We start from the raw sequence: 26,890 nt of genomic DNA on the forward strand, positions 1-26,890 counted from the left end.
TCAGGCCGGAATTGACCCTCGACCTGGTCGAGCCCACAGGGTCTCACCAGCGGTCGACACCCGGCCAGCGGAGGGAGCGCCATGACCGGACCCGAGACCATCACGACGGACGGTGTCCGCGACGATCCGGGCGTACGGCAACCGTTCGGCGCCGCGTACCGGCGGCTCTGGTCGGCGGCGGTGACCTCACGGTTCGGCGACGCCGTCCGTACCCCGGCGCTGGCGCTGCTCGCCGCGTCGCTCACCCGCGATCCGCGCCTGGTCGCGGGCGTGGTCGTCGCCGGGCAACTGCCACCGCTGCTGCTCGGGCTGCTCGCCGGGGTCTACGCCGACCGCTGGGACCGGCGCCGGACCATGGCCACGGTGGACGGGGCGCGGTGCGCGGTGGTCGCCGTGCTGGCGCTCCTGGTGCTGACCGGGCACGTCGGCATCGGCGCGCTCGCCGCCGCCGCGTTCCTGCTGGCCGCCCTCGGCGCCCTCTTCGACGCCGCCGCGTTCGCCGTCCTACCGGCGGTGGTGCCCGCCGGACTGCTACCGGCGGCGAACGGCCGACTCGCCGCCGGTACGGCGGTGGCCGGCGGGTTCGTCGGCGCCCCGGTCGCGGGCCTGCTCTTCGCGACGAGCGCCGCGTTGCCGTTCGCGGTCGACGCCGCCACGTTCGCGGTCGCCGCCCTGCTCGCCCTGACCCTGCCGTCGGCCCGCCCGGCCAGACACGTGACCCCCGTGACCGTCCACCATCGACCGTCGGTCTGGCAGGCGGCCGGCGACGGGCTGCGCTGGATCCGGCGGGACCGGGTCCTGCTCCGGATCACCCTGCTCACCGCCGCCAGCAACCTCGCGATCAGCGGGCTGATCGCGGTCCTGGTGCTCTACGCGCTGGAGGTGCTCGGGGTCACCGAGGCCGGCTACGGCGCCCTCATGGCATCGGCGATGCTCGGCGGACTGGCCGGCGGGCTCGGCGCGGGCCGGCTCGCGACCCGGCTCGGCACCCGTACCGGGTTGCGCTGGGTGCTGGTCGCACAGACCCTGGCGCTGGTGACGCTCGCGGTGTCCCGGCACCCGGTGCCGGGCGGGATCGCCCTCGCCGTCTTCTCCGCCGGTTCGACGACCTGGAACGCGCTCTGGTCCGCGTACGGGCAGCGGAACGTACCGGCCGAACTGCTCGGCCGGGTCGGCAGCGCCCAGCGGGTCGTGGGCCTGGTCGCCGCCCCCGTCGGCGCCGCACTCGCCGGCCTCACCGCGAACATGTACGGGCTGCCGCCGGTCGGGTACGCGGCCGCAGTCGTCTTCGCCGTCGTCACCAGCGCCGCCTGGCGGGTGCTCGGCGGCAACGCCCGGTCAACCCAGCAGCCTGAGGATCCTGCCGGTGTTGTGCTCCGCGATGCCCGCCATCAGTTCCCGGTCGGGAAAGTCGCCGTCGAGCAGGCGCAGCGGCCCGGCGACGAGTGAGAGGTGCATCGCCAGCCGGTAGAACCGCAACCGATCTTCGTCCAGATCGGACCCGCGCAGCCAGTGGTAGTGCTCACCGAAGCGCAGTTCGAGGAAGGCGTGCTCCCACTCCTGGTCGAAGTACATGAGCCCTTCGATGTCGATCAGCACCGGACGTCCCCGGTCGTCGAGGAGCACGTGGTCCGGGCCGAGCTCGCCGTGGATCAGCCCGTACCCGGTTCGGGGCGGCACGACGGCGGACCACCCGCGCAGCGTGTCGGCCAGCCGCTCGCGTACGTTCGCCAACCGCTGGACCCGCGTCGCGGCCGATTCGAGGTCGCGCAACGCCCGTTCCAGCACGATCTGCTCGCTCGTCGGGTCGCCCTGCCGGGCCCGGTCGACCAGCGTGAGCTTGCCGAGGCGGGCACTGTGCCGCCCACCCATCGCGGTCAGCGCGGCGGCGAGTTCGGTCAGCGCCGGTCGCGCCGCCTCCGGGTCACGCCGAAGCAGCGCCTCCAGCGTTCCGCCGTGTACCTCCTCGACCAGGGCGAGATCCGCCGGGTGGTGGCGCCTGCTCCGGTCGGTCAGATAGACCCGGGGCGTACGGACCCCGATCGCGCCGAGATGTTCGCTGGCGGCCTCGAAGAGCCCCAGGTCGGAGGCGTCGGCGAATGGATCCACCGCACCCGTGCCGAGGTCGGCTGCCACCTCTGGCCAGTAGTTCTCGGCCTCGTTCCAGACATAGAGGATCGCGGTCGAGTCGTCGTCGAACAGGAGGCGGTAAACGCCCTTCTTGGAACCGCCCCGCAGCCGTACCACCTGGTCTAGACGGCGTACGGTGCCGAACGCCTCGCGTACCAGTCCGGTCAGATCGGCTGCCTCGACGAACCTGCGTGTCACGCCCATCCGGTCATGGTCCGGGGGAAACGCGACGGAGAGGAACGAGTGACCGGATCGCGTCTCCCCGACCGGTCGGGGGAGGCGGGGTTTGTTGCTGCCCCCACAGCACGATCATTGGCATGCAGAATGCGGAGCGTGCAAACAACTTCTCGTTCCGCAGCCGCCGCGAGCAGGCCGGTCCGACGGCGGCTTCGGTCGCTCGCCACCGGCGAGTTGGCCAACATCCCACTGCACCCGCTCATCTGGATCGGCGTGATCGGTGTACCAGTCACGCTCGGCAACGTGGCGGGTTACCTACTCTTCGCGCTGCTGCTGCTCGAGGGTGCCGGCTACTGGCTGGCGAAACTCCGCCAGGTCGACACCCGGGGGCGCGAACTTCCCGGCGCCCGGATCTTCCGGCTGCTCCGGATCGTGAACCTCCCGCTGCTCGCAGTCGGTGTGGCGATCGCAGCGTACGGCGTCGTCGACGACCCGGCGCTCGCCTCCTGGCTCGGCCTGGGATACGCGCTCTTCGCGGTGCTGGAACACGTCAACTACTTCCACCTCCAACTCAGCTACGACCGCCGGGCTGACCTGCGGCGACTACGCGCCTTCGGACTCCGCCGGTCCCACCTCTCGCGCGACCTGGCGCAGCATCCCTGAGGACCCTTTGCGCGCCGCGAGGAACTGAGTCGGCCCTCAAAGACCCCCCTGCCGATGGGAACCCGACCGGGCCGTCACGCCTCTACCGGGCATGACGACAAGGCGTACGGTGCTGCGGCTGGCCGGCGGAATCGCGGCCGGTGCGGCGGGCGGTGCAATGGTCGCGACCAGCGGCGGGTGCCGGGGGAACCCGGCCCAACAGCCGGCACGGGGTGGGCCGGCTCCGGGGGAAGCCCTGGTCGTGGAGATGGCGGCGGGCGCACTGGCGGTGGTCGACGCGACCACCGGGCAGACTGTGGTCAACCCGTCGGCGGCGGTGCTCAGCGGCGACGGCACCCGACTCGTCCGCACCGAGGGCGAGGGCACCGGCACCCGGGTCACCAACCACCGGCTCGCCGACGGCACCTCCGTCAGCGGCGGTCTGCTCGCCGACCGGCTCGCCGCACGCGCCACCAGCCCGGACGGTTCGCTGGTGGCGCTCGCCACCCCCGGCGAGCCCGGGGCGAACCCGTACCGGCCGGGTGGACGGGAGCGGACCACGATCGTGGTCGCCGGAAGCTCCGGTCAGCGCAACCGGGTGGAGCTGCCCGGCAACCTGGAGCCGGAGGCGTTCGACGCCACCGGTCAGGCGCTCTTCGTCCTCGACTACCTGCCCCCGAAGGCCCCGGACCGCTACCGGGTACGGGTCGTGGACCTCGCCACCGGTGAGATGCAACCGCTGGTCACCCGACTGAAGTCGGCGCTGCCACCGGGGGCCGAGGAGGAGATGCGGGGCGAGGGCCGGCAGGCGGTGTACGACAGCCTCACCCGGCAACTGTTCACCCTCTACACCCACCAACCGGAACATGTTCACACCCGGGACCTGATCGCCGGGGCCCGGCCGGACGCCCCACACGTGCACGCGTTCGTCCACACCCTGAACCTGACCGACCGGTGGGCGTTCTGCGTCGACCTGCCGTCGCCGTTCGGTGAGGGGCCGGCCGCCGCCCACGCGATCGCGGTCGACCCCAGCGGGGCCCAGGTCTACGTGGTCGACGCGACCAGCGGCACGGTCGCGGTCATCGGCTCGAACGAGCTGACCGTGGGGCGGACCGTCCGGTTCACCCCGCCGAGCGGACCGGTCGGCTCCGCCGCCGCCAGCATCGGTACGGACGGAGGGCTGCTGATCGGCGCCGGACGCGAGCTGATCAGCGTGCCGTTGACCGGTGCCGAACCGGTACGCCGGACCATGCCGACCGCCGTACGCGGCATCGCCACCAGCGCCGACCGGAAACGTTGCTTCATCGGCCAGGAGAACGCGCTGGTCTGCCTCGACCTGAGCACCGGCACCCTGGGCTGGCGGATCGGCGTACCCGGGTTGGAGACGTTGCGGCAGGTCGCCGCGCGGGCCTGAGCGCCGCGCGACGACCTGCCGGTGGTCGATGGGTCAGCCGGCCAGGCCGCCGGGCTGGTCCCCCTGCACGACAGGAGCCCGGACCAGGTTGCCCCATTCGGTCCACGAGCCGTCATAGTTGCGCACCTGCGGGTAGCCGAGCAGGTGGTGCAGAACGAACCAGGTGTGGCTGGAGCGCTCGCCGATCCGGCAGTAGGCGATGATGTCGTCCGCGGTGGAGAGCCCCAGCCCGTCGGCGTAGATCGCCCGGAGCTCGTCGGGACGCTTGAAGGTGCCGTCCTCGTTCGCGGCCGACTTCCACGGCTTGTTCAGCGCACCGGGGATGTGCCCGCCGCGCATCGCCCCCTCCTGCGGGTAGTCGGGCATGTGCAGCAGCGCCCCGCTGTACTCGCCCGGCGAGCGGACGTCGACCAACGGCCGGCCGCTCGCGATGTGCGCCGCAACCTGGTCCCGGTATGCGCGGATCTGGCTGTCGTCGCGCTGAGGCACCGGGTACGTGGCACGGGGACGCTCGACCTTGTCCCGGGTGAGCTCCCGCCCCTCCTCGACCCACTTCTGCCGGCCACCGTTGAGCAGCCGGACGTCGTTGTGGCCGAAGAGCGAGAAGACCCAGAGGGCGTACGCCGCCCACCAGTTGAAGTTGTCGCCGTAGAAGACGATCGTGTCGTCCCGGCCGATGCCCTTGGCCGCACAGAGCTCGGCGAATGCCGTGGCGTCGAGGTAGTCCCGGGTGACCTGGTCGTTCAGCTCCAGGTGCCAGTCGACTTTGATCGCACCGGGGATGTGACCGGTCTCGTAGAGCAGCACATCCTCGTCGGATTCGATCACCACGAGGCCGTCGGTGCCCAGGTTCTCGGCCAGCCACTCGGTGGTGACCAGGCGCTGCGGGTCGGCGTACGCCTGCAGGGCAGGCGTGGGATCACTTGGTACGGACATGAGGCCCAACGTACGCCAGCGTGGCGGTGATCAGGTGAAGAACCGATGGGTGCTGGATCACTCCTCGCAGGCGATGTGACAGCCAGGAGTCATGGCGTACCAGCCGGCGACAAAAATGGCCCGGCATCCGACGACGTCCTTCGCTACCCTGCGGTCGGCATTCATCAACCGGGAGGGATAGGCATGCGCCTCGACAAGGTCACGGTCACCGCTTCGCCGCGAGAGCACACCGCGCGTTAGTCGGTCCGCCGTCGGGTTCCCGCCCACGGTGCGGTGCTCCTCGCCGCGAAGCGGTCGCTCACGCGACGACCGTCTTCCCTTCTTCGAGGAGCCATTTTGCGTGCCCTTGTCTCCGCGCGTCTCGGCGCGGACTTCACCAAACTCTGGACCGCCTCGGCGGTCTCCAACATCGGTGACGGAGTCACCATGGCGGCCGGCCCACTGCTGGTCGCCTCCATCACCGCTGACCCCGCTCTCGTTGCCGGCGCAGTCTTCGTACAGCAACTGCCCTGGCTGATCTTCGCCTTGATCAGCGGCGCGTACGTCGACCGGCTCGACCGACGTCGTCTGGTCGTTCTCGTCAACGCGCTGCGGGCGGTGGCACTCACCCCGCTTACCCTGGCCGTCGCCACCGACACGGTCACGGTGGCGTTGATCTACACCGTGTTCTTCCTGCTCGGCACCGGCGAGACGCTGGCCGACACCGCGTCGGGGGCGTTCCTGCCCGCCATCGTGGCACCGGAGCGGCTGGCCACCGCCAACGCCCGGTTGATGGCCACCTTCACCGTCGCCAACCAGTTCGTGGCCAAGCCACTGGGGGCGTGGCTGTTCGTGATCGCCGCCGCCGCGCCATTCGGTGTCAACGCGCTCACCTTCGCGGTGGCGGCGGCCCTGGTGGCAACCATCCGGCCGGTCCCGGCGCCTCCGTCGGCACCGCGTACCAGCCTGGGTGCGGAGATCGGCGAGGGTCTCCGTTGGCTCTGGCGGCACCGGCTGCTGCGTACCCTCGCGGTCAGCATGGGGCTGGGCAACGTGGCGTTCTGCGCCGCGTTCGCGGTCTTCGTCCTCTACGCCCGGCAGCGGCTGGGCCTGTCGGACATCGGCTACGGCTTCCTGCTGACCACCTTCGCCGTGGGCGGGCTGCTCGGCACGCTGCTCGCTCCCCGCCTACAGGCGACCTTCGGCGCCAGCGCCCTGCTCCGTACCGGGCTGATCGTCGAGGTCGTCACCCACGCGACCCTGGCGATCACCAGGACGCCGCTGGTCGCCGCCGGCATCCTGATCGTCTTCGGGATCCACACCATGGTCTGGGGCGTCATCGTGGTGACCCTGCGACAACGGGTCGTGCCCCGGCACCTGCTGGGCCGGGTCGGCAGCGTGTACGCGCTGCTCGACCTGGGTGGAGCCGCCCTCGGCTCGCTACTTGGCGGCGTGCTCGCCAGGACCTGGGGCCTCACCACGCCGTTCTGGCTCGCCGCCACCGCGATGGCCATGATCACCGTTGCCGCCTGGCGCCCGCTGCGGGAGTCGTCGGCGAACAACTGATCTGCCCGAAAGACAGTTGTGGCCCGCCACCGAGGAAGGTGGCGGGCCACAACCCGGAGGTCGTACATCGTGCGCTCAGTCCACGGGATCGGGATTCAGTTCGCGTACGCCGAAGGAGTAACTCCTGGTGTCGGACCTGGTCCCATCGGCGGTCACGCCGTACACCTCGAAGTAGAACCAGCCGGAGTGCGGCGGAGTCCAAACGATCGACGCGTTGCCGTCCGTCGCCGCGACGGTCTGCTCTTCGCCGAAGAAGTCATATCGGTATCGGTATTCCACCGTGCCAGGCAGTTGCCCGGTCAGGGTGAAGGTCCCAGGCACGCCCGGCAGGCCGCCGTACGCGTTCTCCGGATAATCAGCAGAGTTGACCAGCGGGGCGCTGTAGACCTGGAACGGAAAACTGACGACCGCTGACTCGACACCGCTGGTGGTGCGGCTGCCAACCTCCAGCACCTGCCTACCGCCGAAGGTCGGGGTGAAGAGGATCCGGGCGGTGCCGAACTCTGCGGGGATGGTCTGCTGTGGTCCGTCGTTGAACTGGTAGACGAACTCGGTCACATCCGCCACGGCGCTGCTCACATAGAACCAACCGGTCACACCGGGCCCACCATAAGGGTCGACGTAGGTGTCGTCGTACAGGCCGCCAACGACCTCGGGCAGGTGGTTGATGACGGTGAACAAGTAGTCGTACACCGGGGACTGGGTGCCGTCCGCGCTTACGCTCCGCACCCGCAAGTGGTGGAGGCCCGCCACGGTCGGCGTCCACGAGAGCACGGCCGTGCCGGTGGCGTCCGCTGCCACGGACTGCTCAGGGCCGCCGGGCGCGAACGAGTAGAGGTAGGACACCACGCCCGGCAGCCCGGGAGTGAAGGTGAACCGACCTGGCACCCCGGTCCCACCGCTGCTCTCGTACCGGGGGTATTCGACCGAGGTGACAGACGGCTCGGTACGAAGATAGAAAGTTCTGGTCGTGGTCGCTTCGAGTCCGGCTGCGGTGCGACTGGTCACGGTGAGCTCACGGAACCCGCCGGCCAGCAGGGTGACGCTGACCTCGGCGCTGCCGTCGGCCCTGGCGGCGATGATCTGCTCCGGCTCCCCGTTGAACTGGTAGCGGTACTGCACGACCCCCTCGAGCCGAGGCCGGAACGTCAGCGTGCCGGATACGCCGACGGCGGTTATCTCGCCCTCCACGATTGGCCCGTTGTCGCGCACCAGGTACCTGTAGGCGGTTGCGCTGGACCGGTTACCGGCTCTGTCCACACTGGTCACGTAGAGCGAGGCCCCGCCGCTCTCCTGCGGCGTGATGGTCACCGTGGCGGTGCCGCCGGGGCCAGCGGCGACCCAGTCCCCAAGCGCGCCTCCGACGGTGCTGTAGTAATAACCTTCGATGTCGGTGACGCCGTTCGGGCCGAAGCTGAACTCACCGGGGATGCCGGTGCCGCTGTGGAAGTTGCCGTCGTCGGGGTAGTCGGTCGACGACACCGTCGGCGGCTGGTCCGGTCCGGTCATGTCCATGTTGAAGTAACAGGTGGCGCTCCAGGCGCTGGCGTCCTGAGGGTCGGAGGTGCGGACCGCCCAGGCGTAGCTCCCACCGTGCTCGAGGTACTCGAGCGGAATCCCGACCCCGACCCGGCCGACGCCGGTGAGGCCGGTCGTTCTCTCGACCCGCGCCGCCGGGTTGTCGACCGGCCACACCGCGAAAAGCGCGGTCAGGTTGTCGGCGGACCCGCCGGAGACGTTGTCCGGATCGGATATCGTCGCGGCGAGACCCACGTTCCCTCGACCGAGCAGGGGGCCCGGTGCCGTGGTCGCACAGGGCTTGTCCGAGCCCGTGGTCAGGTCGGTGGGCACGGACGGCGGATGGTTGTAGCCGACCGACAGGCCGAGGCTGCTGGTGAAGCGGCGCCCCTGCGCGGGGTCGGTTTCCAGGCCGGCGGGGAGTCGGAGCGCGAGGGTCAGGGTCGAGGCGCCCTCGGCGAGCGCCTGGCGCACCCCCTCGGCCGCGTTCCATTCGACCCGTGGCCGGGGGCAGCCACCCTCGGTCTGGACACTCGTGTAGAGCTTCGCCAACTCAGCCGGGGGGCTCTTCCAGTTCGACTTGTCGGCCACCACCGGTGCCGTACGCCAGAGTTCGACCGGCGGACGCTGGGTGCAGTCGGTGACCGATGTTTCCCGCGCGGAGACGATCGCGGAGTTGATCACCGCGCCCCGGTAGCGGGTGATGTCGAAGGTGTAATAGGCCCGAGCGGTGTGCACGCGGTCCCGGTCGTCGACCCAGGATCCGACCGGCAGATCACCCTCACCATCGATGTAGATCTTCGTGGGCCGGTGCGCGTCGGTGTACGCCCACGAGGAGTTCTCCTCGAAGTGGTACCCGATCGCGTACGCCGGCTGTGCGACGACCGCCACCAAACCGGCGGCCATCGAGACGGTGACGGTGGCGGCCCGTCCTCGACCGGCCAGCCGTTTCCATCGTGGAGTGCGAATTTCGTGCAGCATCAATCAACCTCCCCGTAGTAACCCCACACCAGTCGTGGAGGGAGGGTGATCGTAATCGCTGGATGCGACAGCCTTGAATGAATTTCGGATCGCCGGGGTCTACTGTGGATGACCTTGGAGCTGCGCCGATTCAGTCGCTGAACGGGCTCAGCACGGGCCGCTTGGCGGTGACCGTGTCACCGGAGGAGCGGCCGGTGAGGCGACGCTTGATCCAGGGGGCCAGGTGCTGCCCGGCCCACCGCAGATCCGCGCCGCGCGCGGCGAGCCACGGCGTCGGCGCCGGCTCCGGCGGTACGACCAGCCACTGCTCGTCCGGGGCGAGCCCGAGCGCGGCCAGTACGTGCCCGGCCACCCGTCGGTGACCGGCGGCGGAGAGGTGCAACCGGTCCTCGCTCCAGAGCTCGGGGTGCAGGAACACGTCGTCGGCGAAGAGGTCGACCAGCTTCGCGCCGTACCGCTGCGCGGTCTCCCCGACGGCCTGGTTGAGCATCGCCACCCGGGGCGCCATCATCCGCTGACCCGGCAGCCGGGACATCACGTCGGCGAACCGGAACACCAGCACATCCGCCCCGGCCTCACGGAAGTCCCGGATCACCTGGTCGAAGCGGCGGGTCAGCCCCTGCGCGTCGAAGTTGCGGCGCAGTACGTCGTTGCCGCCGGCCGCGAAGCTGACCAGATCGGGGCGCATGGCAAGAGCGGCGGGCACCTGCTCGTCCACCACGCTGGCAAAGAGGCGGCCCCGGATCGCCAGGTTCGCGTACCCGAAGTCCGGGCCGGCCTCGACCGCCAACCGCGCCGCGACCAGGTCGGCCCACCCCCGGTACGTCCCGTCCGGATAAGCGTCGTCCATGCCCTCGGTGAAGCTGTCCCCCACCGCCACGAAGCTGCGCCAGCGCATCCGCGCCCTCCTGAATCCGTGGCCCGCCAACAGGTCCCGCCGGAGTCTTACACCTCGGCGAGCCAGGTTACCGCCGGGTACGCCGAAAGTGGCGACCCTGACATTCGCTGCCGATACCGTCACTTTTCCGCTGGCACGGGTTGTCGGTCGCGCCCCGCCCGAAATGCTTGGACGCCGGCTCGGTGGCGTGCCAGGCTGCCTGGATGCTGCTTCGGATGTCCACGCTGTTCCTTCGTACGCTGCGTGAGGACCCGGCGGACGCGGAGGTGCCGAGCCACCGGCTACTGGTCCGCGCCGGCTATATCCGCCGGGCGGCACCGGGCGGCTACACCTGGCTGCCGCTGGGCAAGCTGGTGCTCGACCGGGTGGCGCAGGTGGTCCGGGACGAAATGGCCGCGATCGGTGGCCAGGAGGTGCACTTCCCCGCCCTGCTGCCCCGGGAACCGTACGAGTCGAGCGGCCGATGGACCGAGTACGGCGACGACATCTTCACCCTCGCCGACCGGCGCGGCGCCGAACACCTGCTCGCGCCGACCCACGAGGAGATGGCCGCGCTGCTGGTGAAGGACCTGTTCAGCTCGTACCGGGACTTCCCGGTGATCCTCTACCAGGTGCAGACGAAGTTCCGCGACGAGGCACGGCCCCGGGCCGGGTTGCTTCGTGGGCGGGAGTTCCTGATGAAGGACGCCTACTCGTTCGACCTGGACCAGGCCGGACTCCAGGCGGCGTACGACCAGCACCGGATGGCGTACCAGCGGATATTCGACCGGCTCGGACTGGACTACACGATCGTCGCCGCCTCCTCGGGGGCGATGGGCGGGTCGGCGTCGGAGGAGTTCCTGGCCGCGACCCCGGTCGGTGAGGACACCTTCGTCGGCTGCACCGCCTGCCACTACGCGGCCAACACCGAGGCGGTGACCACACCGGCGCCGCCCGCCGGTGACCCGGACGCACACCCCGCCGCGGCGGCGTACGACACCCCGGACACGCCGACCATCGAGGCGCTGGTGGAGGTCGCGAACGCCCGCCGGTTGGGGGGCCGGGACGACTGGACCGCCGCCGACACGTTGAAGAACGTGGTGCTGTCAGTACGCCGGGTCGGGGTGACCGAGCCGGAGTTGCTGGTCATCGGCGTACCGGGCGACCGGGAGGTGGACCTGAAGCGGGTCGAGGTGGCGCTCTACCCGAACACCGTCGCGCTCTTCGACGGCTTCGCCGACCGGCCTGACCTGGTCCGTGGATACATCGGGCCGCAGGTGCTGGCGAAGCTCGGCATCCGATACCTGGTCGACCCCCGGGTGGTCACCGGCACCGCCTGGCTGACCGGCGCGAACGAGCCGGGCCGGCACGCGGTCAACGTGGTCAGCGGCCGGGACTTCACGCCTGACGGCACGATCGAGGCGGCGGAGGTCCGGGCCGGTGACCCCTGTCCGGCCTGCCGTTCGGGCAGGCTGACCATCCGTCGGGGCATCGAGATCGGGCACATCTTCCAACTCGGGCGGCGGTTCACCGACGCGTTCGCGGTGGACGTACTCGGCCCGGCCGGCAAGCCGGTACGGCCGATCATGGGCTGTTACGGCATCGGGGTGTCCCGCGCGGTCGCGGCGATCGCCGAGCAGCACCACGACGAACGGGGGCTAGCCTGGCCGGCGTCGATCGCACCAGCCGACGTACACCTGGTCGCGGCCGGCAAGGGCGCCCCGGTGGAGGCGGCGCTCGCCCTCGGCGAGGAGCTGGCCCGCGCGGGCCTGCGGGTGCTGGTCGACGACCGGTCGCAGGTCTCGGCCGGGGTGAAGTTCGCCGACGCGGACCTGATCGGCATCCCGCGCAGTGTGGTGCTCGGGCGCCGGCTGGTCGACGGGTACGTCGAACTGCGCGACCGGGCCAGCGACGTACGGGTCGAGCTGCCGCTGGCCGAGATCGTCGCCCGCCTGACCGGACAACCCGCCTGATCCCGGACCGTCCCGCCCCGAACCAGTCGCTTTGACCCTCGACCTGGTCGAGGGCCGATGATCCGCCCGGATGACAGCTGATCCGCCCGGATGCTCCGCACCAAAGCCGCCGGGCGGATCAGTTCGGAACGAGAGGCGGGACGCGACGATGGATCTCAGCAATCCGGTGCTCAGGTTGTGCCAGGACGGCATGCGGGCCGAGGCCGAGGGGCGCGGGGCGGACGCCCGTGCCCTGTACGAGCGGGCCTGGGAGTCCAGCGGCGACGACTATGAGGCGTGCGTCGCGGCGCACTACCTGGCCCGGCAGCAGGAGGAGGCCGATGAGGTCCTCCGGTGGAACCGGGAGGCGTTGACGCGGGCCGACCGGGTCGGGGACGAGCGGGTCGCCGCCCTCTACCCGTCGCTGCACGTGGGTGTGGGTCTGGCGTGTGAGCGGCTCGGCGACCTGCCCCGGGCCCGCCGCGCGTTCGAGCAGGCCCAAGGGCACGTCGTCGCCCTGCCGGAGGACGGGTACGGCGACCTGCTGCGGACCGCCATCGCCGACGGCCTCCGCCGGTTGACGGGGCCGCCGGACGCTGACGAGACGAATCAGGATGACGCGGATCGGGGGTGACCCGGATCCCGATGGCGGGAGCCGGGGTGGGTGAGGTCTCCTAACCCCGGTTGCCGGCGCGGAGCGACTCGTAGTGGCGCAGGCACTCGTCGTACGACGGGAGCAGGCCCTCGGCACGCAGTTCGGCCAGGGTGGGGCCGTTCGCGTCGCGCTCGGAGAGGATCGGGTCGATGTCGGCCGGGATCGGCAGCCCCAGCTCCTTGTCCCGTACGTTCGCGATCCGCTCACGGCCGGGCGCGTACCCGGCGGAGCAGACGTAACTCAGCACCGTGTTCTCCTCCAGGGCGACAAAACCGTGCCCCAGCCCCTCGGAGAGGTAGAGGGCCCGGTAGTCCACCGTGTCCAGGCGAACGACCTCGTGCTGGCCGAATGTCGGCGAACCGACCCGCAGATCGACCACAATGTCCAGCAGGGCGCCCTGTGGGCAGTAGACGTACTTGCCCTGACCGGGCGGTACGTCGGCCCAGTGGATGCCCCGGACCACACCCCGCCGGGAGACGCTGTGGTTGGTCTGGGCGACGGACAACTCGAAACCCAGCGCCTCGGTGAACGCGGCCGCGTCGTACCAGACGAGGAAGTTGCCACGGTCGTCGGGGAATTGTTGGGGGACGAACTCCCACGCGCCGGAGATCGACAACTCGGTGGCTTTCACCTGTTCACCTTTCACGCGATCAGCAACAGCACACGATACCGACCAGCCTCGGACAACCTGGTGAGGTGGGCATCTCAACCGGGTGTGACCATCCGGGTACGGGGTACCGCACCGATATAGACGAACACGATTCACGGAGGGCTCTCATGACCAACTACCGGATCGCCGACCTGATGACCCGACAGGTCGTCTACCTCTCGGCACAGACCACCCTCGACGAGGCGGCACGCGCGATGGCCGACGCCGACATCGGCGACATCGTGGTGACCGACGGGCAGAGCCTGTTCGGCATGGTGACCGACCGGGACATCGTGGTCCGGGCGGTGGCCGAGCACAAGGATCCGGCGAAGACGACGCTCGGCGAGATCGCGACCCGGGAGATCGTGATGATCGAGCAGAGTTCGACCGGTGCCGAGGCGGCCCGGCTGATGCGGGACCGGGCCGTACGCCGGATGCTGGTCTGTGACGTCGATCGCCAACTGGTCGGCATCATCTCCCTCGGCGACCTGGCCCAACAACTCCACCCCACCGAAGCCACCACCCCCACCGCGTGAAGGAAGGGCCCCCTGTTATCGCTTTCGGTAGTACAAGGGCCCCCTCCTAACGTGAGTAGCCTGGAGCGCATGCCACCGAAGAAGCTCGACGAGATCATCGAGGAGTTCGCCTCCGCGCCACGTGATCTCGTGCTGGAGATGCTGCTCGAATACTCCGACGCGGTCCCGCCGCTCCCTGCCGAGTTGGTCGGGCACGCTGGCATGGAACAGGTGCCGGAGTGCCAGACCTCGTTCTTCCTCCGGGCCGAGGTCACCCCGGAGCGCACGGTGCAGACCTGGTTCGACTGCCCACCGGAGGCGCCGACCACCCGCGCGTTCGCCGGCATCCTCGCCGAAGGGCTGGCCGGGGCGAGCCCCGAGGAAGTGCTCGACGTACCGGATGACCTCTACCAGCGGATGGGCCTGGCGCAGGCGATCAGTCCGCTGCGCGTACGCGGTGGCACCGCGATCCTGGCCCGGCTCAAGCGGCAGGTGCGGGAACAGATCGGCTGACCCCGGGCGTTGCACCGAAACGTGGAAATCGATCTCTACGCGGACGTCGTCTGCCCCTGGTGCTACATCGGTAAGCGCCGGCTCGAACAGGCGTTGCAGTCCTACGACGGCGAGGTGACGGTCCGGCTGCGGCCGTTCCAGCTCGACCCGTCACCGGTGCCCGAACCGGTGCCGATGATGGAGGCCCTGGGCGCGAAGTTCGGCGGTCCGCAGCGGGCGCGACAGATGGTCGACCATGTCACCGGGATCGTCGCCGCCACCGGTCTGGACTACCAGTACGACCGGGCGGTCGCGGCGAACACCTTCGAGGCGCACCGGCTGGTCTGGTTCGCCGAGCAGCGCGGGCTGGGGAGCCGGATGATGGACGCCCTCCAGCGGGCCCACTTCGTCAACGGCGTCGACATCGGGTCGCGGTCCGCGCTCGCCGGGCTCGCCGCCGGGGTCGGCCTGGACGAGACCGAGGTACGGGAGTGGCTCGACTCGGACGCCGGCACCTCGGAGGTCCGGGCGGAGCTGGCCGAGGCCCACGCGTTGGGTGTCACCAGCGTGCCGACCTACGTGCTCGCCGGCAAGTACGCGGTTGTCGGCGCCCAGGAGACCGAGACCCTGCTCCAGGCGCTGGCCGAGGTGACCCGCCTCGAAGCCTCGGCCTGACCTCGAAGCCCGGCCTGACCAGGGCGTTCGAATGTTTCACGTGCAACAGTATTGATCTACTTCGAATCGCTCGGCACGGCTGCCACGCCCCGCGCAGGCCGGGCGGCCAGCCGTGGCGACGGTTCACCATCGGTGACTCAGCTCGCCGCCCGGGCCAGGTCGGTGACCATCCGCGCGTTCGGCAGGCTGGCCAGGGCGCGCCCCGGCACCGCGATCTTGCTGTGTCGTACGCCGGAGCCGACGATCACGTACTTGGTGTCGACCACCCGCTCGTCCACCAGGATCGGCCACTCGGCCGGCAGGCCGATCGGGGTGATCCCGCCGTACTCCATGCCGGTCAACTCGACCGCCTCGTCCATCGGGGCAAACCTCGCCTTGCGTACGTCGAGCTGACGGCGCACCACACCGTTGACGTCCGCCCTGGTGGTGGCGAGGATGACGCAGGCCGCGTACCGGGTCACGCCCTCCCGCTTGCCGGCCACCACCACGCAGTTGGCCGAGATGTCGAGCCCGACCTCGTACGCGGCACAGAAGGCGGCGGTGTCGGCGAGTGTGGCGTCGATCGGCGCCACCAGGATGTCGTCCACCGGCACCGGGGCGTCGGCCGGCCAGTCCCGTACGGCCGCCTGCACCGGAGCCGCGAGCAGGTCAAGGCGGGTACGGGCCGGTTCCGTGCGCAAGGTCCCCATCACGGGTCGATCCTCGCACCACCGGTCGGGCGGCACCGTCCCCGCCCACCGACGCCGGTCGACCGGGCCGTGGGTGCCGATCAGCTCCCGGTGAGGAAGGCGTTCTCCCGGGCGAAGGTGCGCTCCGCCAGGCGGGCCTGTTCCAGAGCCTCTTGTCGGGCCTGCTCGGCGTTCTCCTGGCGAGCCTGGGCGACGTCCTGCAACCCGTGCCGTACGGCGAGACGCATCACGCCGTAGAGGCAGGGGAATCCACAGACGTAGAGCAGGACTGCGGCAGCGATCTGAAGCATGCCCTCACGGTAGGACGACAGGTTCTGCGAAAAGCATTCATTTCCGGGCGGATCCCCCGTACGTGTCAGCGAGGTAGTCGGCCCAGGTCCGGCTCCCCGTGGGTGTGGCCGTGGTGGTGAGCCCACCGGCACGCACCGCCCGGCCGAACCGGCCCGGAACCCGGATCGAGAGCAGTGAACGACGCCGGCCCCGGGCGACCGACCAGGCGGCGACCGCCTCGTCGTACCGGAGCACCTGCGGTCCGCCGTACTCCTCGATGGTCCGACCCGGTCCGGCGACCAGCCGGTCCGCGATCCGGCCGGCGACGTCACCGGGGTCGACCGGCTGCACCAGCATCGCCCGGTCACCGAAGACCGGCCCGAGCCGCCCGGCGACCCGCAGCATCCCGTCGAGCAGCTGGGGAAACTGGGTGGCGCGCAGTACGCTCCACGGCACCTCTCCGGTCGTCACGATCCGCTCGGCGGCGAGTTTGAGCCGGTAGTACCGCAGGGGCACCTCGTCGATGCCGACGATTGAGACGTAGAGCAGGTGACGAACGCCGGCCTCGGCGGAGTCGGTGACCAGCCGACGGGTCCCGGCCACATCCACCCGTGCGTCGAACGACCGGGTGGCGGAGGCCAGGTGGACCACCGCGTCAACGCCGGTGACCGCGAGATCCACACCGGTGCCGGCGCCGAGGTCGGCCACCACCCACTCGACCCCGTCACCGCCCGGCCGTGGCCGGCGACTCATCGCGCGCACCTCGTGCCCCGCCGCCACCAGGTGCGGCACAACCTTCCGGCCAAGCGTTCCGCTGGCACCGGTGACCAGGACTCTCATCGTGTGCTCTCTTTCGGGGTCGAAGGACGGGGACCGGGTCGGCGGACACCGCGGGCCGCGGGACAGGTCTGGTCGTGGGACAGGTCTGGTCGTGGGACAGGTCTGGTCGTGGGACAGGTCTGGTCGTGGGACGAGGGGAAGTGGGCAGACGTGATGGTGACGGAGGTCACATTTACTCATCTAGGTTAATGGGGTTAACTTACTGGCTATGAGCATTAACTACCTGGATCGGGGCGAGGCCCGTCTCGCCTACACCGTGCGGGGCGAAGGCCCTCTGGTCATCTGCCTACCCGGTATGGGTGAGCTCCGCTCGTCATACCGCTTCACCGAGCCGGCCCTGGTCGAGGCCGGCTACCGGGTCGCCGTGCTGGACCTGCGAGGGCACGGCGACAGCGACGACGGTTTCCACCGGTACGACGACGACGCCCTGGCCGGCGACGCCCTCGCCCTCGTCGACCAACTCGGCGGACCGGCCCTCCTGGTCGGCAACTCGATGGGCACCAGCGCCGCGGTCCTCGCCGCCGCCGCCGAACCGGGCAAGGTCAGCGGCATCGCGCTGATCGCCCCGTTCGTCCGCGACCCGAAGATCAACCCGCTGATGCGGCTGATCCTCCGGCTCCTGCTGGTCAAGCCCTGGGGACCGGCCGCCTGGTTGGCCTACCACCGCACGCTCTTTCCCGGACGCCCCCCAACCGACCTGGCCGAACACCGGAACCGGTTGAGGGAGAGCCTGCGCCGGGGCGACCACTGGCGCTCGTTCGTCCGGACCACCCGCACCAGTCACGAACCGGTACAGCGGCGACTGGACCAGGTACGGGCCAGCACCCTCGTGGTGATGGGCGAGAAGGACCCGGACTACCCCGACCCGGCGGCCGAGGCCCGGTACGTCGCCGAACGGCTGCGCGGCGAACTGCTCCTGGTGCCGGGCTCCGGGCACTACCCGATGGCCGAATACCCGGAACAGGTCAACCCGGCCCTGATCAGCTTCGCCAACCGGGTGACCGCTGGTGCCTAGAGCCGGACTCACTCCCGCGATCGTGGTCGCCGAGGCGGGCCGGATCGCCGACGAGGTCGGGCTGGACCGGCTCACCCTCGCCGCCGTCGCCCAACGGCTCGGTGTCACCCTGCCCAGCCTCTACAAACACGTACGCGGGCTCGACGGACTCGCACAACAACTCGCCATCCAGGCCCTGGACGAATTCACCGCACGAGGCACCGACGCCACGCTCGGGCTCGCCGGGCAGGCGGCGATGCGGGCACTGGCCGGGGCGTACCGGGACTACGCACAGAGCCACCCGGGCACCTACGCCGCCACCTTGCGCGCCCCGGACCCGACCGACCCCGCGCACGTCGCCGCCGCCGAGCGGGCGGTACGCGTGATCTACGCGGTACTCGCCGGGTACGGGCTCAGCGGCGACCGGGCGATCGACGCGGCCCGGGCACTGCGCAGCGCGCTGCACGGGTTCGTCACCCTGGAGGCAGCCCACGGCTTCGGGTTGCCCCGTGACCTCGACCGCTCGTACGAGTTGCTGGTCGACGCACTCGACCGGGCATTCCGTACCTGGCCAGAGGGGTGACACGTGCCGCCGGCTTCAGGCCCGGGCGTTCACCCGACCGGAAATCAGACCACCGGCCAACGCCAGGGCGGTGGCGACCGCGAACCCGGCCAGGTAGGTCCCCGGCCCGGGTTGCCCAGCCGCCGCGAACAGCGCACCGGTGAACGCCAGGACGGTCGCACCGGAGAGCGAATCGCTCAGTTGCAGGGCGGAACTGTTCCGTCCCTGCTCCTGCGGCGCGGAAAGCTCCAGGGTCAGCACCGAGATCGACGGATAGGCCAGCCCGATCCCCAACCCGGCCACCGCCCAGGCGACGATCCCCACCACCACCGGCACCGCCTGGGCCAGCATCAACGGCCCGGCGGCGGCAATCCCGGCGGCCATCAGCAGCAAACCCACCCGGGGGAGGGTGGCGCGCGACGCCGGTGGCCGGATCCGCCCCTGCACCCACGACCCGAACGACCACGAGATCGCCCCAGCCGCCAACGCCGCCCCGGCCAGTGCCGGTGCGAGTTGCCGCTCCCGGGCGAGCAGCAACGGGATGAACACCTCGGCGCCGACGAAGGCCGCCGCCGCCAGGCCGCGCAACGCGATCACCGTCGGCAGACCACGGGCGGCGCGGAGCACCCCGGCCGGCAACAACCGGGGTACGCAGAGAGCCAGGCCGGCGAGGGCCACCACCACCAGTCCGACCGCGAGCAGACCGGTGCGCTGCCCACCGAGATGCAGCAGTGCGGCGCTCACTGCCGCCCCGGACGCCCAGCCCACCCGGCGCAGTGAACCGGGTGCGATCCGGTTCGGGGCCGCAGCCCCCACCCCGGTCGAATCGGCCTGCTCCGGACCGGCCGCCGCCGACGCCGCCGGACGACTGATGCCGCGCAGGCCGGGGCGGATCAGCAGCGCGGCCGGCAACGCCAACAGTGGTACGGCGAGGAACACCCAACGCCAACCGACGTACTGCACGATCAGTCCGGCGATCGCCGGTCCGACGAGTGAAGGCACCACCCAGGCCCCGGCGAACGCGGCGAAGACCCTCGGGTGCAGCCGCTCCGGATACACCCGGCCGACCACCACGTAGAGCGCGACGATGAGCAGCCCGGAGCCGAGCCCCTGCACCACCCGCCCGATCACGAGCTGCATCATGCTCTGTGCGCTGCCGGCGATGACGAGGCCGACGACGAACCAGGCGACACCGTGCCGTACCGGGGCGGCGGGGCCCCGGGCGTCGCTCCACATGCCGGCGACGACCATGGTCACCACGCTGATGGCGGCCGGTCCGCCGAAGGCGAGCGCGTACAGCGACAGCCCGTCCAGCGCCTGCGCGACGGTTGGCATGGCGGTGGCGACCGCGAGCGCCTCGAACGCCAGCAGCGAGATCAGCGACACCATGCCCACGGTCAGCGCCCGGAACGGGCGGGCGAACAGCCCGCCCACGAGCGGCGGCGGGGCCAGGAGTTCGGCGGTCACCGGGAGAACCCGTTCATCTGTGTGCGCCCCCTCCGGTCCGACCGTCGCCTCGACCGGTCTCATGCCTCCAGCATCGGACATGAACCGGAGTTGAGGTCAAGGCGCGGTACGCGGAGCGCCGCTCGACTACACCTGTTGCAACGCCTCGCCTAGTCCTTTGGCCAACCCGGAGAAGTGCTGGTCGGCGATGAGGTGTCCGGCGGTGATGACCAGTGCCAGCGGCCACTCGATCACCTGTAGGACAGCGAGCAGGCCGAGACCGGCGTAGTAGGCGATCTTGTCGGTCGGCGGCACGGCGATATCACCGAGACCGGGGATCCGGACCCGACCAGCGTACGACTCGACCACCTTGCGCGGGTCGTGCAGGACACCGACGTTCATCTTCGCCTCCCGGGTCTGAGGTTCCCGCCGGCCGGCGGGAACTCCGTTGTCCGGGTGGCATTCCACCGTCGGCGAGGTCCATGCCCCGCCCCACAAACCCGGTGCCGGTTGCGCGGAACGGGAAACTTCGCCTGGTGGGTGTGCATAACGTACCGGTGGTGGGGAAGGCAGGGCCGACCGTCATCCGGGGGGCGATATGGCGTACGCAAGTAACGGGAATCGTCAGCAGGCACAGCGGCGCGCTGCCACCATCCGCACGGCTCGATGACGCCCTTCGGGCTGAATATCACTGGAGCCCTGCCGGCGCCCACCCTCTCGAACCTGCTGGGTGGCGTCTCGCGAGGTGCACAGGAGCTCGCCAACCGGGCCGGGACGCTGGCCGGGCAGGGCGCACGCGCCGCCGGGCTGACCCAGCGCGGCGTACGGTCCCGGCCGGGTCGGCACCACATCGAGGTACGAGGCGTGGCGCTGCCGGGCAGCGAGCGGCTGGCGCACCGGGTGGAGGAGGCTCTCGAACGCTTGCCGGGCGTGCTCTGGGCCCGGGTCAACGCGCCGACCAGCCGGGTGGTGGTGGCCGTCGACGACTCCGCGCCCCGGCTGCGGGACCTGATCGCGACGATCGTCGCGGTGGAGCGTACCGACGACTGTGAGCACCACCCCGACGATCCGCAACCGCACCCACCCGAGGAGGGGCCCCGGACGCGGCGGGCGGTCTCGACGCTGGCCGCGGACGCGTTCGGTCTGGGGCTCACCGTGGCCACCCGGATCCTGCCCTTCGCCCCGCTTCCGGGCGAGGTCGCCGGCCTGCTCAAGGCGATCGACATGCAGCCGAAGCTGCACGCCCTGGTCGGTCAGGGCCTGCGTGGCGACCACCGGGCCGATTCCCTGCTGCCACTGGCCGAGGCGCTGGCGCTCGGTCTGACCGGTGGTTGGGCGGGCATCCTGCTCGACGGCGCCCAACGGGTGCTCCAGTGGCAGGAGGCCCGCGCACAGTTGACCGCCTGGCAGGACGCCGAGCCACGCCTCGCCGGCACGCCCGAACTGGCCGCGGCGCAACCGCTGCTGGACGGGCGCCCACGACGGAAACCCGACGGCCCGCTGGAGCGGTACACCGCCCGTACGCTCACCGCCGGGGCCCTGGCCGGGGCGGTGGCGCTGCCGTTCGCCGGCCCGAAACGGGCCGCCGCGCTCGCCATGTCCAGCCTCTCCAAGGCACCCTTCGACGGCCGGGAGGGGTTCGCCGCGCAGTTCGGCCGGACACTCGCCGCCCGTGGCGTGATCGCCATGGACCGTTCGGTCCTGCGGGACCTGGACCGGATCGACACCCTGGTGCTGGACGAGGCCGTACTGCACTCGAACCGGGGCACGCTGACCGACCTGGTGCCGCTCTCCGGTGACGCCGAGGAGGTCGCCGGGCAGGCGTTCGCCCTGTTCCACCCGGCCACCCCGGACGAGCCGCACGAGGCGGACGGTTGGCGGCTCGCCCCGTTCCCGGCGCTGGGCGTCACGGCGCCGAGGGACCACCCGGAGGCGGGCCGGCTGTTCGGTTCCGGTGGCAGCGTGCTCGGCCTGACCCACGACGGGGAACTGGCGGCGGTGGTCAAGTACGAGCCGGAGCCGGCGCCGGGCGTCGACGCCCTGCCCTCGGCGACCAAACGGGCCGGCGTCCGCCTGGTCGTGGCGAGCGCCGACAACGACCGGTACGGCTTCGCCGACGCCCTGATGCCCGGCGCGGACGAACTCACCGCGTCGATCCGGTCGTTGCAGGCCGAGGGGGCGATGGTCATGCTCGTCTCCGGCGACCGGCGCGCGCTCGGTGCCTCCGACTGCGGACTGGGCGTCTGGTTTGCCGCCGAGGCCCCACCGTGGGGGGCACACCTGTTGATCGGCGCCGACCTGGAGGTGCCGGCGCTGATCGTCGAAGCGGTCGGCGTGGCCCGGAAGCTGACCCGGCAGAACGTCGCCCTGGCCGCCGCCGGCACCAGCATCGGCGCGCTCACCGCGTTCACCGCGCCGGTCACCCAGTTGCCACGCCGGACGATGACCGGCGTGAACGTGGCCGGTGCGATGGCGCTGGCGAACGGCGTATGGCGGGCGAAGCAGCTTCCCTCGCACGCCGAGGTCCGGCCGGCCGGTGCGGCCACGCCCTGGCACCTGATGCCGGTGGCGACCGTGCTCGACCGGTTGGGCACCCGCCCGGCGGGCCTGAGTACGACCGAGGTCCAGCGGCGTGGCAAGGACAGCGGACCGGACGACCATGCGGGTACGAACCTGGGTCGGGCCTTCGTCGACGAACTCGCCAACCCGTTGACCCCCGTCCTGGCCGCCGGGGCCAGCCTCTCCGCGGCCGTCGGTTCGGTGGTGGACGCGGCACTGGTCGGTGGGGTGGTGGGGCTCTCGGCGCTGATCGGCGCCGTCCACCAGGTCAACACCGAGCGGTCGCTGGCCGAGTTGCTCTCCCGCTCGGCGGTGACCGCCCGGGTACGCCGCGACGGCGAGGAGCGGGTGGTGGCCGCCGGCGACCTGGTTCCCGGGGACATCGTGCTGGTCGGGCCGGGCGACGCGATTCCGGCCGACTGCCGGGTGCTGGAGGCGAACGGGCTGGAGGCGGACGAGTCGTCGCTGACCGGTGAGTCGTTGCCGGTCGCGAAGGACAGCCCGTCGGTGGTGGCCGCGGCGGTCGCGGACCGCCGGTCGATGCTCTACGAGGGAACCACGGTCGCCGCCGGTCGCGGTGTCGCCGTCGTTGTCGCCACCGGTTCCGACACCGAGGTCGGTCGGGGCATGGCGCTGGCCCGTCAGGCACCTCCGAGCAGCGGTGTGGAGGCCCGGCTGACCAAGATCACAAAGGCCACCATCCCGGTCGCCACCGGCGCGGCGATGGCGGTGGCCGGGGCGGGACTCTTCCGGGGCGTACCGCTGGCCGAGACGGCCGCGACCGCCGCGAACCTGGCCGTCGCGTCGGTGCCGGAAGGGCTGCCGTTCCTGGTCAGCGCCGCCCAGCTGGCCGCCGCGCGGCGATTGGCCGAACACGGCGCGCTGGTCCGCAACCCGCGCACCATCGAGGCGCTCGGCCGGGTCGACGTGCTCTGCTTCGACAAGACCGGCACCCTGACCGAGGGACACCTGCGGCTCGCCGGGGTCGGGGACAGCGAACAGTACGCCGAGATCGACGCGCTCGACCGTACGCTGCGCCGGGTCCTCGCCGCGGCCCTGCGCGCCACACCGGAGGTCGAGCAGCCGGACCAGATCAGCGGGCAGACCGACCGGGCGGTGGTGGTCGGCGCCCGGGACGCCGAGGTCGAGCCGACCACCGGCTGTCGGAGCTGGCACTATACGAGCGCGTTGCCGTTCGAGCCGTCCCGTGGCTACCACGCCACCGTCGGCCGACGGCACGAGACGCACCTGCTCAGTGTCAAGGGTGCGCCGGAGACGATCCTGCCGCGGTGCACCCGGCGACGGACCCGGGACGGCGAGGTAACGCTCGACGACGCTGGCCGGGAGTCGTTGCAGCGGATGATGGGCGACCACGCGGGGGCCGGGCAGCGGGTGCTGGCGGTCGCCGAACGGGTGGTCGACAGGGACACGATCACCGACGCCGACGTCACCGACCTGACCTTCGTCGGCTGTCTGACCCTGGCCGACGGGGTACGGGCGAGCGCCGCCCCGGCGGTTGCCCGGATCCGCCAGGCCGGGGTACACACCATCATGATCACCGGCGACCATCCGGGCACCGCCGCCGCGATCGCCTCGATCATCAGTACCGACGACGCCGAACAGCGGGTCGCCACCGGCACCGAACTCGACCAGCTCGACGACGAGGCGCTCGCCGAGCGACTGGGCCGCACCGACGTGGTCGCCCGCTGCACCCCGGCGCACAAGGTACGGATCATCCAGGCGCTCCAGCAGGCCGGTCGGGTGGTCGCGATGACCGGTGACGGGGCCAACGACGCCCCGGCGATCCGGCTCGCCGACGTCGGCATCGCGCTCGGTCAGCGTGGTACGCCCGCCGCTCGGGCCGCCGCCGATCTGGTGGTCACCGACGACCGACTCGAAACGATCATCGCCACCCTGGTCGAGGGCCGGGCCATGTGGTCCTCGGTACGGCACGCGCTGAGCATCCTGGTCGGCGGCAACCTCGGCGAGATCGCGTTCAGCGTGCTCACCGCGGCCGCCACCGGCCGGTCCGCGCTCAACGGCCGCCAGCTGCTGCTGGTGAACCTCCTCACCGACCTGGCCCCGGCGATGGCGATCGCGGTCCGGGCACCGAAACCGGACGCCACCGACGGCCTGTTGCTGGAAGGACCGGACAACTCGCTCGGCGGCACCCTGAACCGGGAGATCGCGCTCCGGGCCGGAACCACCACGCTCGGCGCCACCGCCGGCTGGACCCTGGCCCGGCTCACCGGCCGGCAGCGCCGCGCCGGCACCATCGCGCTCGCCTCGCTGGTCGGCACCCAGCTCGGCCAGACCGTGGTCGACGGCGGCGCCACCCCGGCCGTACTCGCCTCGACCGCGGCGTCGATGGCGGTCCTGGCCAGCGTGATCCAGACCCCCGGGGTGAGCCAGTTCTTCGGTTGCACCCCGCTCGGCCCGGTCGGTTGGGGCATCGCCGCCGGCAGTGCGCTCGGCGCCACCTTCGCCAGCACCACCCTGGGACGGCTCCTCACCCACTCGGAAGAGCACGGGCCGGTGGACGCCAACCCGCCGCCGACCGGTACGGAATCAGACGACCCGTCACAGGCGTGATCTCCGGCCCGGTCGACGGCGCGTACGTCAGTGCCCCCGGGCCAGCCACTCGTCGAGGTGCGGCGCCTCGGCCCCGATGGTCGTACCGTCTCCGTGGCCGGTGTGGACGGTGGTGGCCGGGGGAAGGGTCAGCAGCCGCTCCCGGATCGAACCGACGATGGTGCCGAAGTCGCTGTACGAGCGTCCGGTCGCACCCGGCCCACCGGCAAAAAGCGTGTCACCGGTGAAGACCGCTCCGAGGCGGGGTACGTGAAAGCAGCACGCGCCCGGGCTGTGGCCCGGTGTGTGCAGGACGGTCAGCACGATCCCGCCGATCTCGATCGTCTGCCCGTCGGTCAGTTCACCGTCGGGTATCACGTCGGGATGGACCTGGTCCCAGAGCACCCGGTCGTCCGGGTGCAGCAGCACCGGCGCGCCGGTCGCCTCGCCGAGGGCCGGCGCCACCCGTACGTGGTCGTCGTGCGCGTGGCTGGCGAGGATCGCCCGCACCCGCCGGCCACCGACCGTACGCAGAATCGTCTCCACGTCGTGCGGCGCGTCGATGACCACACACTCGTCGTCGTCGCCGACGACCCAGACGTTGTTCTCCACGTCGAAGGTCTGGCCGTCGAGAGAGAAGGTCCCCTTGGTCACCGCGTGGTCGATCCGGGCGGTCATCAGAAGACCACCACCGACCGGAGTACGTCGCCCCGGTGCATCCGGGCGAACGCCTCCTCCACCTGGTCCAGGGCGATCTCCTCGGTGACGAAGCTGTCCAGGTCCAGCCGCCCCTGCAGGTAGAGCTCGGTCAGCAAAGGGAAGTCCCGGCTGGGCAGGCAGTCGCCGTACCAGCTCGACTTGAGGGCGCCGCCGCGTCCGAAGACGTCCAGCAGCGGCAGCTCGGGGACCTTCATCTCCGGGGTGGGGACCCCGACCAGGACCACCGTGCCGGCCAGGTCCCGGGCGTAGAACGCCTGCTGCCAGGTCTCCGGTCGGCCGACCGCGTCGACCACCACGTCGGCACCGAACCCGCCGGTCAGTGCCCGGATCGCCTCGACCGGGTCGGTCTCCCGGGCGTTCACGGTGTGGGTGGCGCCGAAGCCCTTCGCCCACTCCAGTTTCCGGGGGTCGGTGTCCACCGCGATGATCGTGGTCGCGCCGGCCAGGACGGCACCGGCGACCGCACCGTCACCCACCCCGCCGCAGCCGATCACCGCGACCGAGTCGCCCCGGGTCACCTGTCCGGTGTTCATCGCCGCGCCGAGCCCGGCCATCACTCCGCAGCCGAGCAGGCCGACCGCGGCCGGTCGGGCCGCCGGGTCGACCTTGGTGCACTGTCCGGCGTGAACCAGGGTCTTCTCCACGAACGCGCCGATGCCCAGGGCCGGTGCGAGTTCGGTGCCGTCGGTGAGGGTCATCTTCTGGGTGGCGTTGTGCGTGTTGAAGCAGTACCACGGCTTGCCCCGGTTGCAGGCCCGGCAGTCACCACACACGGCCCGCCAGTTCAGTACGACGAAGTCGCCCGGTGCCACGCCGGTGACGCCCTCGCCGACCTGCTCCACGATCCCGGCCGCCTCGTGTCCCAGCAGGAACGGGTAGTCGTCGTTGATACCGCCTTCGCGGTAGTGCAGATCGGTGTGGCACACCCCGCAGCTCTGCACCCGCACCACTGCCTCGCCCGGCCCGGGGTCCGGTACGACGATCGTGGCGACCTCGACCGGTGCACCCCTGGCCCTCGAGATGACACCGCGTACTTCCTGACCCACTGATCCGCCCTCGCCTTCGCCGTGATCGATTCCTC

General features: G+C 71.2%; 24 protein-coding genes. 12 read left to right on the top strand and 12 right to left on the bottom strand.

From position 1 onward, the window contains the following. Positions 1–81 precede the first annotated feature (81 nt). Complete coding sequence (locus tag BDK92_RS17730) at positions 82–1,449, top strand: MFS transporter (RefSeq protein WP_121157711.1); 1,368 nt, start codon at positions 82–84, stop codon at positions 1,447–1,449. On the opposite strand, the gene BDK92_RS17735 is transcribed toward BDK92_RS17730, so the two are convergent. Beyond that, positions 1,339–2,334: a phosphotransferase family protein gene (locus BDK92_RS17735; protein ID WP_121157712.1), complete on the bottom strand. Its 996-nt coding sequence runs from the start codon at positions 2,332–2,334 to the stop codon at positions 1,339–1,341. The genes BDK92_RS17730 and BDK92_RS17735 overlap by 111 nt on opposite strands. Before the next feature lie 129 nt (positions 2,335–2,463). Between BDK92_RS17735 and BDK92_RS17740 the strand changes: the two genes are divergently transcribed. Together BDK92_RS17740 and BDK92_RS17745 are read left to right on the top strand one after the other, a co-directional pair. Then, positions 2,464–2,970 (top strand): hypothetical protein, encoded by a 507-nt coding sequence (locus tag BDK92_RS17740; RefSeq protein WP_211349263.1) that lies wholly within the window; start codon positions 2,464–2,466, stop codon positions 2,968–2,970. Positions 2,971–3,061: 91 nt separating this feature from the next. Next, complete coding sequence (locus BDK92_RS17745; protein ID WP_147457038.1) at positions 3,062–4,363, top strand: hypothetical protein; 1,302 nt, start codon at positions 3,062–3,064, stop codon at positions 4,361–4,363. A 33-nt stretch (positions 4,364–4,396) separates the two neighbouring features. On the opposite strand, the gene BDK92_RS17750 is transcribed toward BDK92_RS17745, so the two are convergent. Further along, a complete protein-coding gene (locus BDK92_RS17750) occupies positions 4,397–5,299 on the bottom strand; it encodes a sulfurtransferase (RefSeq protein ID WP_121157715.1) in 903 nt (300 codons plus the stop codon). A gap of 336 nt (positions 5,300–5,635) precedes the next feature. Here BDK92_RS17750 and BDK92_RS17755 point away from each other — a divergent pair, with 336 nt between their 5' ends. Continuing rightward, positions 5,636–6,844, top strand: coding sequence for an MFS transporter (locus BDK92_RS17755; RefSeq protein ID WP_121157716.1), 1,209 nt, complete (start codon positions 5,636–5,638; stop codon positions 6,842–6,844). A gap of 75 nt (positions 6,845–6,919) precedes the next feature. On the opposite strand, the gene BDK92_RS17760 is transcribed toward BDK92_RS17755, so the two are convergent. Both BDK92_RS17760 and BDK92_RS17765 read right to left on the bottom strand, forming a co-directional pair. After that, positions 6,920–9,343: an RHS repeat domain-containing protein gene (locus BDK92_RS17760; protein WP_121157717.1), complete on the bottom strand. Its 2,424-nt coding sequence runs from the start codon at positions 9,341–9,343 to the stop codon at positions 6,920–6,922. Between the two features lie 130 nt (positions 9,344–9,473). Beyond that, positions 9,474–10,241 (bottom strand): SGNH/GDSL hydrolase family protein, encoded by a 768-nt coding sequence (locus BDK92_RS17765; RefSeq protein WP_121157718.1) that lies wholly within the window; start codon positions 10,239–10,241, stop codon positions 9,474–9,476. A 203-nt stretch (positions 10,242–10,444) separates the two neighbouring features. On the opposite strand from BDK92_RS17765, the gene BDK92_RS17770 reads away from it, so the two are divergent. Next, complete coding sequence (locus tag BDK92_RS17770; RefSeq protein WP_121162339.1) at positions 10,445–12,193, top strand: proline--tRNA ligase; 1,749 nt, start codon at positions 10,445–10,447, stop codon at positions 12,191–12,193. 148 nt (positions 12,194–12,341) lie between these two features. Then, positions 12,342–12,806 carry a hypothetical protein gene (locus BDK92_RS17775; RefSeq protein WP_147457039.1) on the top strand — a complete coding sequence of 155 codons (465 nt, stop codon included), beginning with the start codon at positions 12,342–12,344 and terminating at the stop codon, positions 12,804–12,806. Positions 12,807–12,846: 40 nt separating this feature from the next. On the opposite strand, the gene BDK92_RS17780 is transcribed toward BDK92_RS17775, so the two are convergent. After that, positions 12,847–13,458, bottom strand: a complete 612-nt coding sequence (locus BDK92_RS17780; protein WP_121162342.1) for a dTDP-4-dehydrorhamnose 3,5-epimerase family protein — start codon at positions 13,456–13,458, stop codon at positions 12,847–12,849. 146 nt (positions 13,459–13,604) lie between these two features. On the opposite strand from BDK92_RS17780, the gene BDK92_RS17785 reads away from it, so the two are divergent. The 3 genes from BDK92_RS17785 to BDK92_RS17795 are packed head-to-tail and all read left to right on the top strand — an operon-like array spanning position 13,605 to position 15,158. Beyond that, positions 13,605–14,012: a CBS domain-containing protein gene (locus BDK92_RS17785; RefSeq protein WP_121157720.1), complete on the top strand. Its 408-nt coding sequence runs from the start codon at positions 13,605–13,607 to the stop codon at positions 14,010–14,012. 60 nt (positions 14,013–14,072) lie between these two features. Further along, positions 14,073–14,504 carry a SufE family protein gene (locus tag BDK92_RS17790; RefSeq protein WP_246017536.1) on the top strand — a complete coding sequence of 144 codons (432 nt, stop codon included), beginning with the start codon at positions 14,073–14,075 and terminating at the stop codon, positions 14,502–14,504. Between the two features lie 21 nt (positions 14,505–14,525). Further along, positions 14,526–15,158, top strand: a complete 633-nt coding sequence (locus BDK92_RS17795; protein ID WP_121157722.1) for a DsbA family oxidoreductase — start codon at positions 14,526–14,528, stop codon at positions 15,156–15,158. Positions 15,159–15,295: 137 nt separating this feature from the next. Here the strand turns inward: BDK92_RS17795 and BDK92_RS17800 are convergent, their stop codons facing one another. The 3 genes from BDK92_RS17800 to BDK92_RS17810 form a co-directional block, all read right to left on the bottom strand. Next, entirely contained in the window at positions 15,296–15,847 is a 552-nt protein-coding gene (locus tag BDK92_RS17800) for a YbaK/EbsC family protein (protein ID WP_121157723.1), read from the bottom strand. An 80-nt stretch (positions 15,848–15,927) separates the two neighbouring features. Further along, a complete protein-coding gene (locus tag BDK92_RS17805; RefSeq protein WP_121157724.1) occupies positions 15,928–16,137 on the bottom strand; it encodes a hypothetical protein in 210 nt (69 codons plus the stop codon). A 37-nt stretch (positions 16,138–16,174) separates the two neighbouring features. Continuing rightward, a complete protein-coding gene (locus BDK92_RS17810) occupies positions 16,175–16,957 on the bottom strand; it encodes an SDR family oxidoreductase (protein ID WP_121157725.1) in 783 nt (260 codons plus the stop codon). Positions 16,958–17,165: 208 nt separating this feature from the next. Between BDK92_RS17810 and BDK92_RS17815 the strand changes: the two genes are divergently transcribed. After that, positions 17,166–17,972, top strand: coding sequence for an alpha/beta fold hydrolase (locus BDK92_RS17815; protein WP_121157726.1), 807 nt, complete (start codon positions 17,166–17,168; stop codon positions 17,970–17,972). Then, the gene (locus BDK92_RS17820; RefSeq protein WP_121157727.1) at positions 17,965–18,534 is read left to right on the top strand and encodes a TetR/AcrR family transcriptional regulator; all 570 of its coding nucleotides are present in this window, start codon (positions 17,965–17,967) and stop codon (positions 18,532–18,534) included. The genes BDK92_RS17815 and BDK92_RS17820 overlap by 8 nt, the downstream gene beginning before the upstream one ends. 15 nt (positions 18,535–18,549) lie before the next feature. Here the strand turns inward: BDK92_RS17820 and BDK92_RS17825 are convergent, their stop codons facing one another. Next, positions 18,550–20,043 (bottom strand): MFS transporter, encoded by a 1,494-nt coding sequence (locus tag BDK92_RS17825; protein ID WP_121157728.1) that lies wholly within the window; start codon positions 20,041–20,043, stop codon positions 18,550–18,552. A gap of 63 nt (positions 20,044–20,106) precedes the next feature. Beyond that, the gene (locus tag BDK92_RS17830) at positions 20,107–20,361 is read right to left on the bottom strand and encodes a hypothetical protein (protein ID WP_246017103.1); all 255 of its coding nucleotides are present in this window, start codon (positions 20,359–20,361) and stop codon (positions 20,107–20,109) included. A gap of 264 nt (positions 20,362–20,625) precedes the next feature. On the opposite strand from BDK92_RS17830, the gene BDK92_RS17835 reads away from it, so the two are divergent. Continuing rightward, positions 20,626–25,110 (top strand): cation-translocating P-type ATPase, encoded by a 4,485-nt coding sequence (locus tag BDK92_RS17835; protein WP_121157729.1) that lies wholly within the window; start codon positions 20,626–20,628, stop codon positions 25,108–25,110. A gap of 27 nt (positions 25,111–25,137) precedes the next feature. On the opposite strand, the gene BDK92_RS17840 is transcribed toward BDK92_RS17835, so the two are convergent. After that, complete coding sequence (locus BDK92_RS17840; protein WP_121157730.1) at positions 25,138–25,767, bottom strand: MBL fold metallo-hydrolase; 630 nt, start codon at positions 25,765–25,767, stop codon at positions 25,138–25,140. Then, entirely contained in the window at positions 25,767–26,855 is a 1,089-nt protein-coding gene (locus BDK92_RS17845; RefSeq protein WP_121157731.1) for an S-(hydroxymethyl)mycothiol dehydrogenase, read from the bottom strand. Before BDK92_RS17845 ends, BDK92_RS17840 begins: the two co-directional genes overlap by 1 nt. Between the last annotated feature and the right edge of the window lie 35 nt (positions 26,856–26,890).

This window comes from Micromonospora pisi, from assembly GCF_003633685.1.
In the GTDB taxonomy this organism is placed as follows: Bacteria; Actinomycetota; Actinomycetes; order Mycobacteriales; family Micromonosporaceae; genus Micromonospora_G; species Micromonospora_G pisi.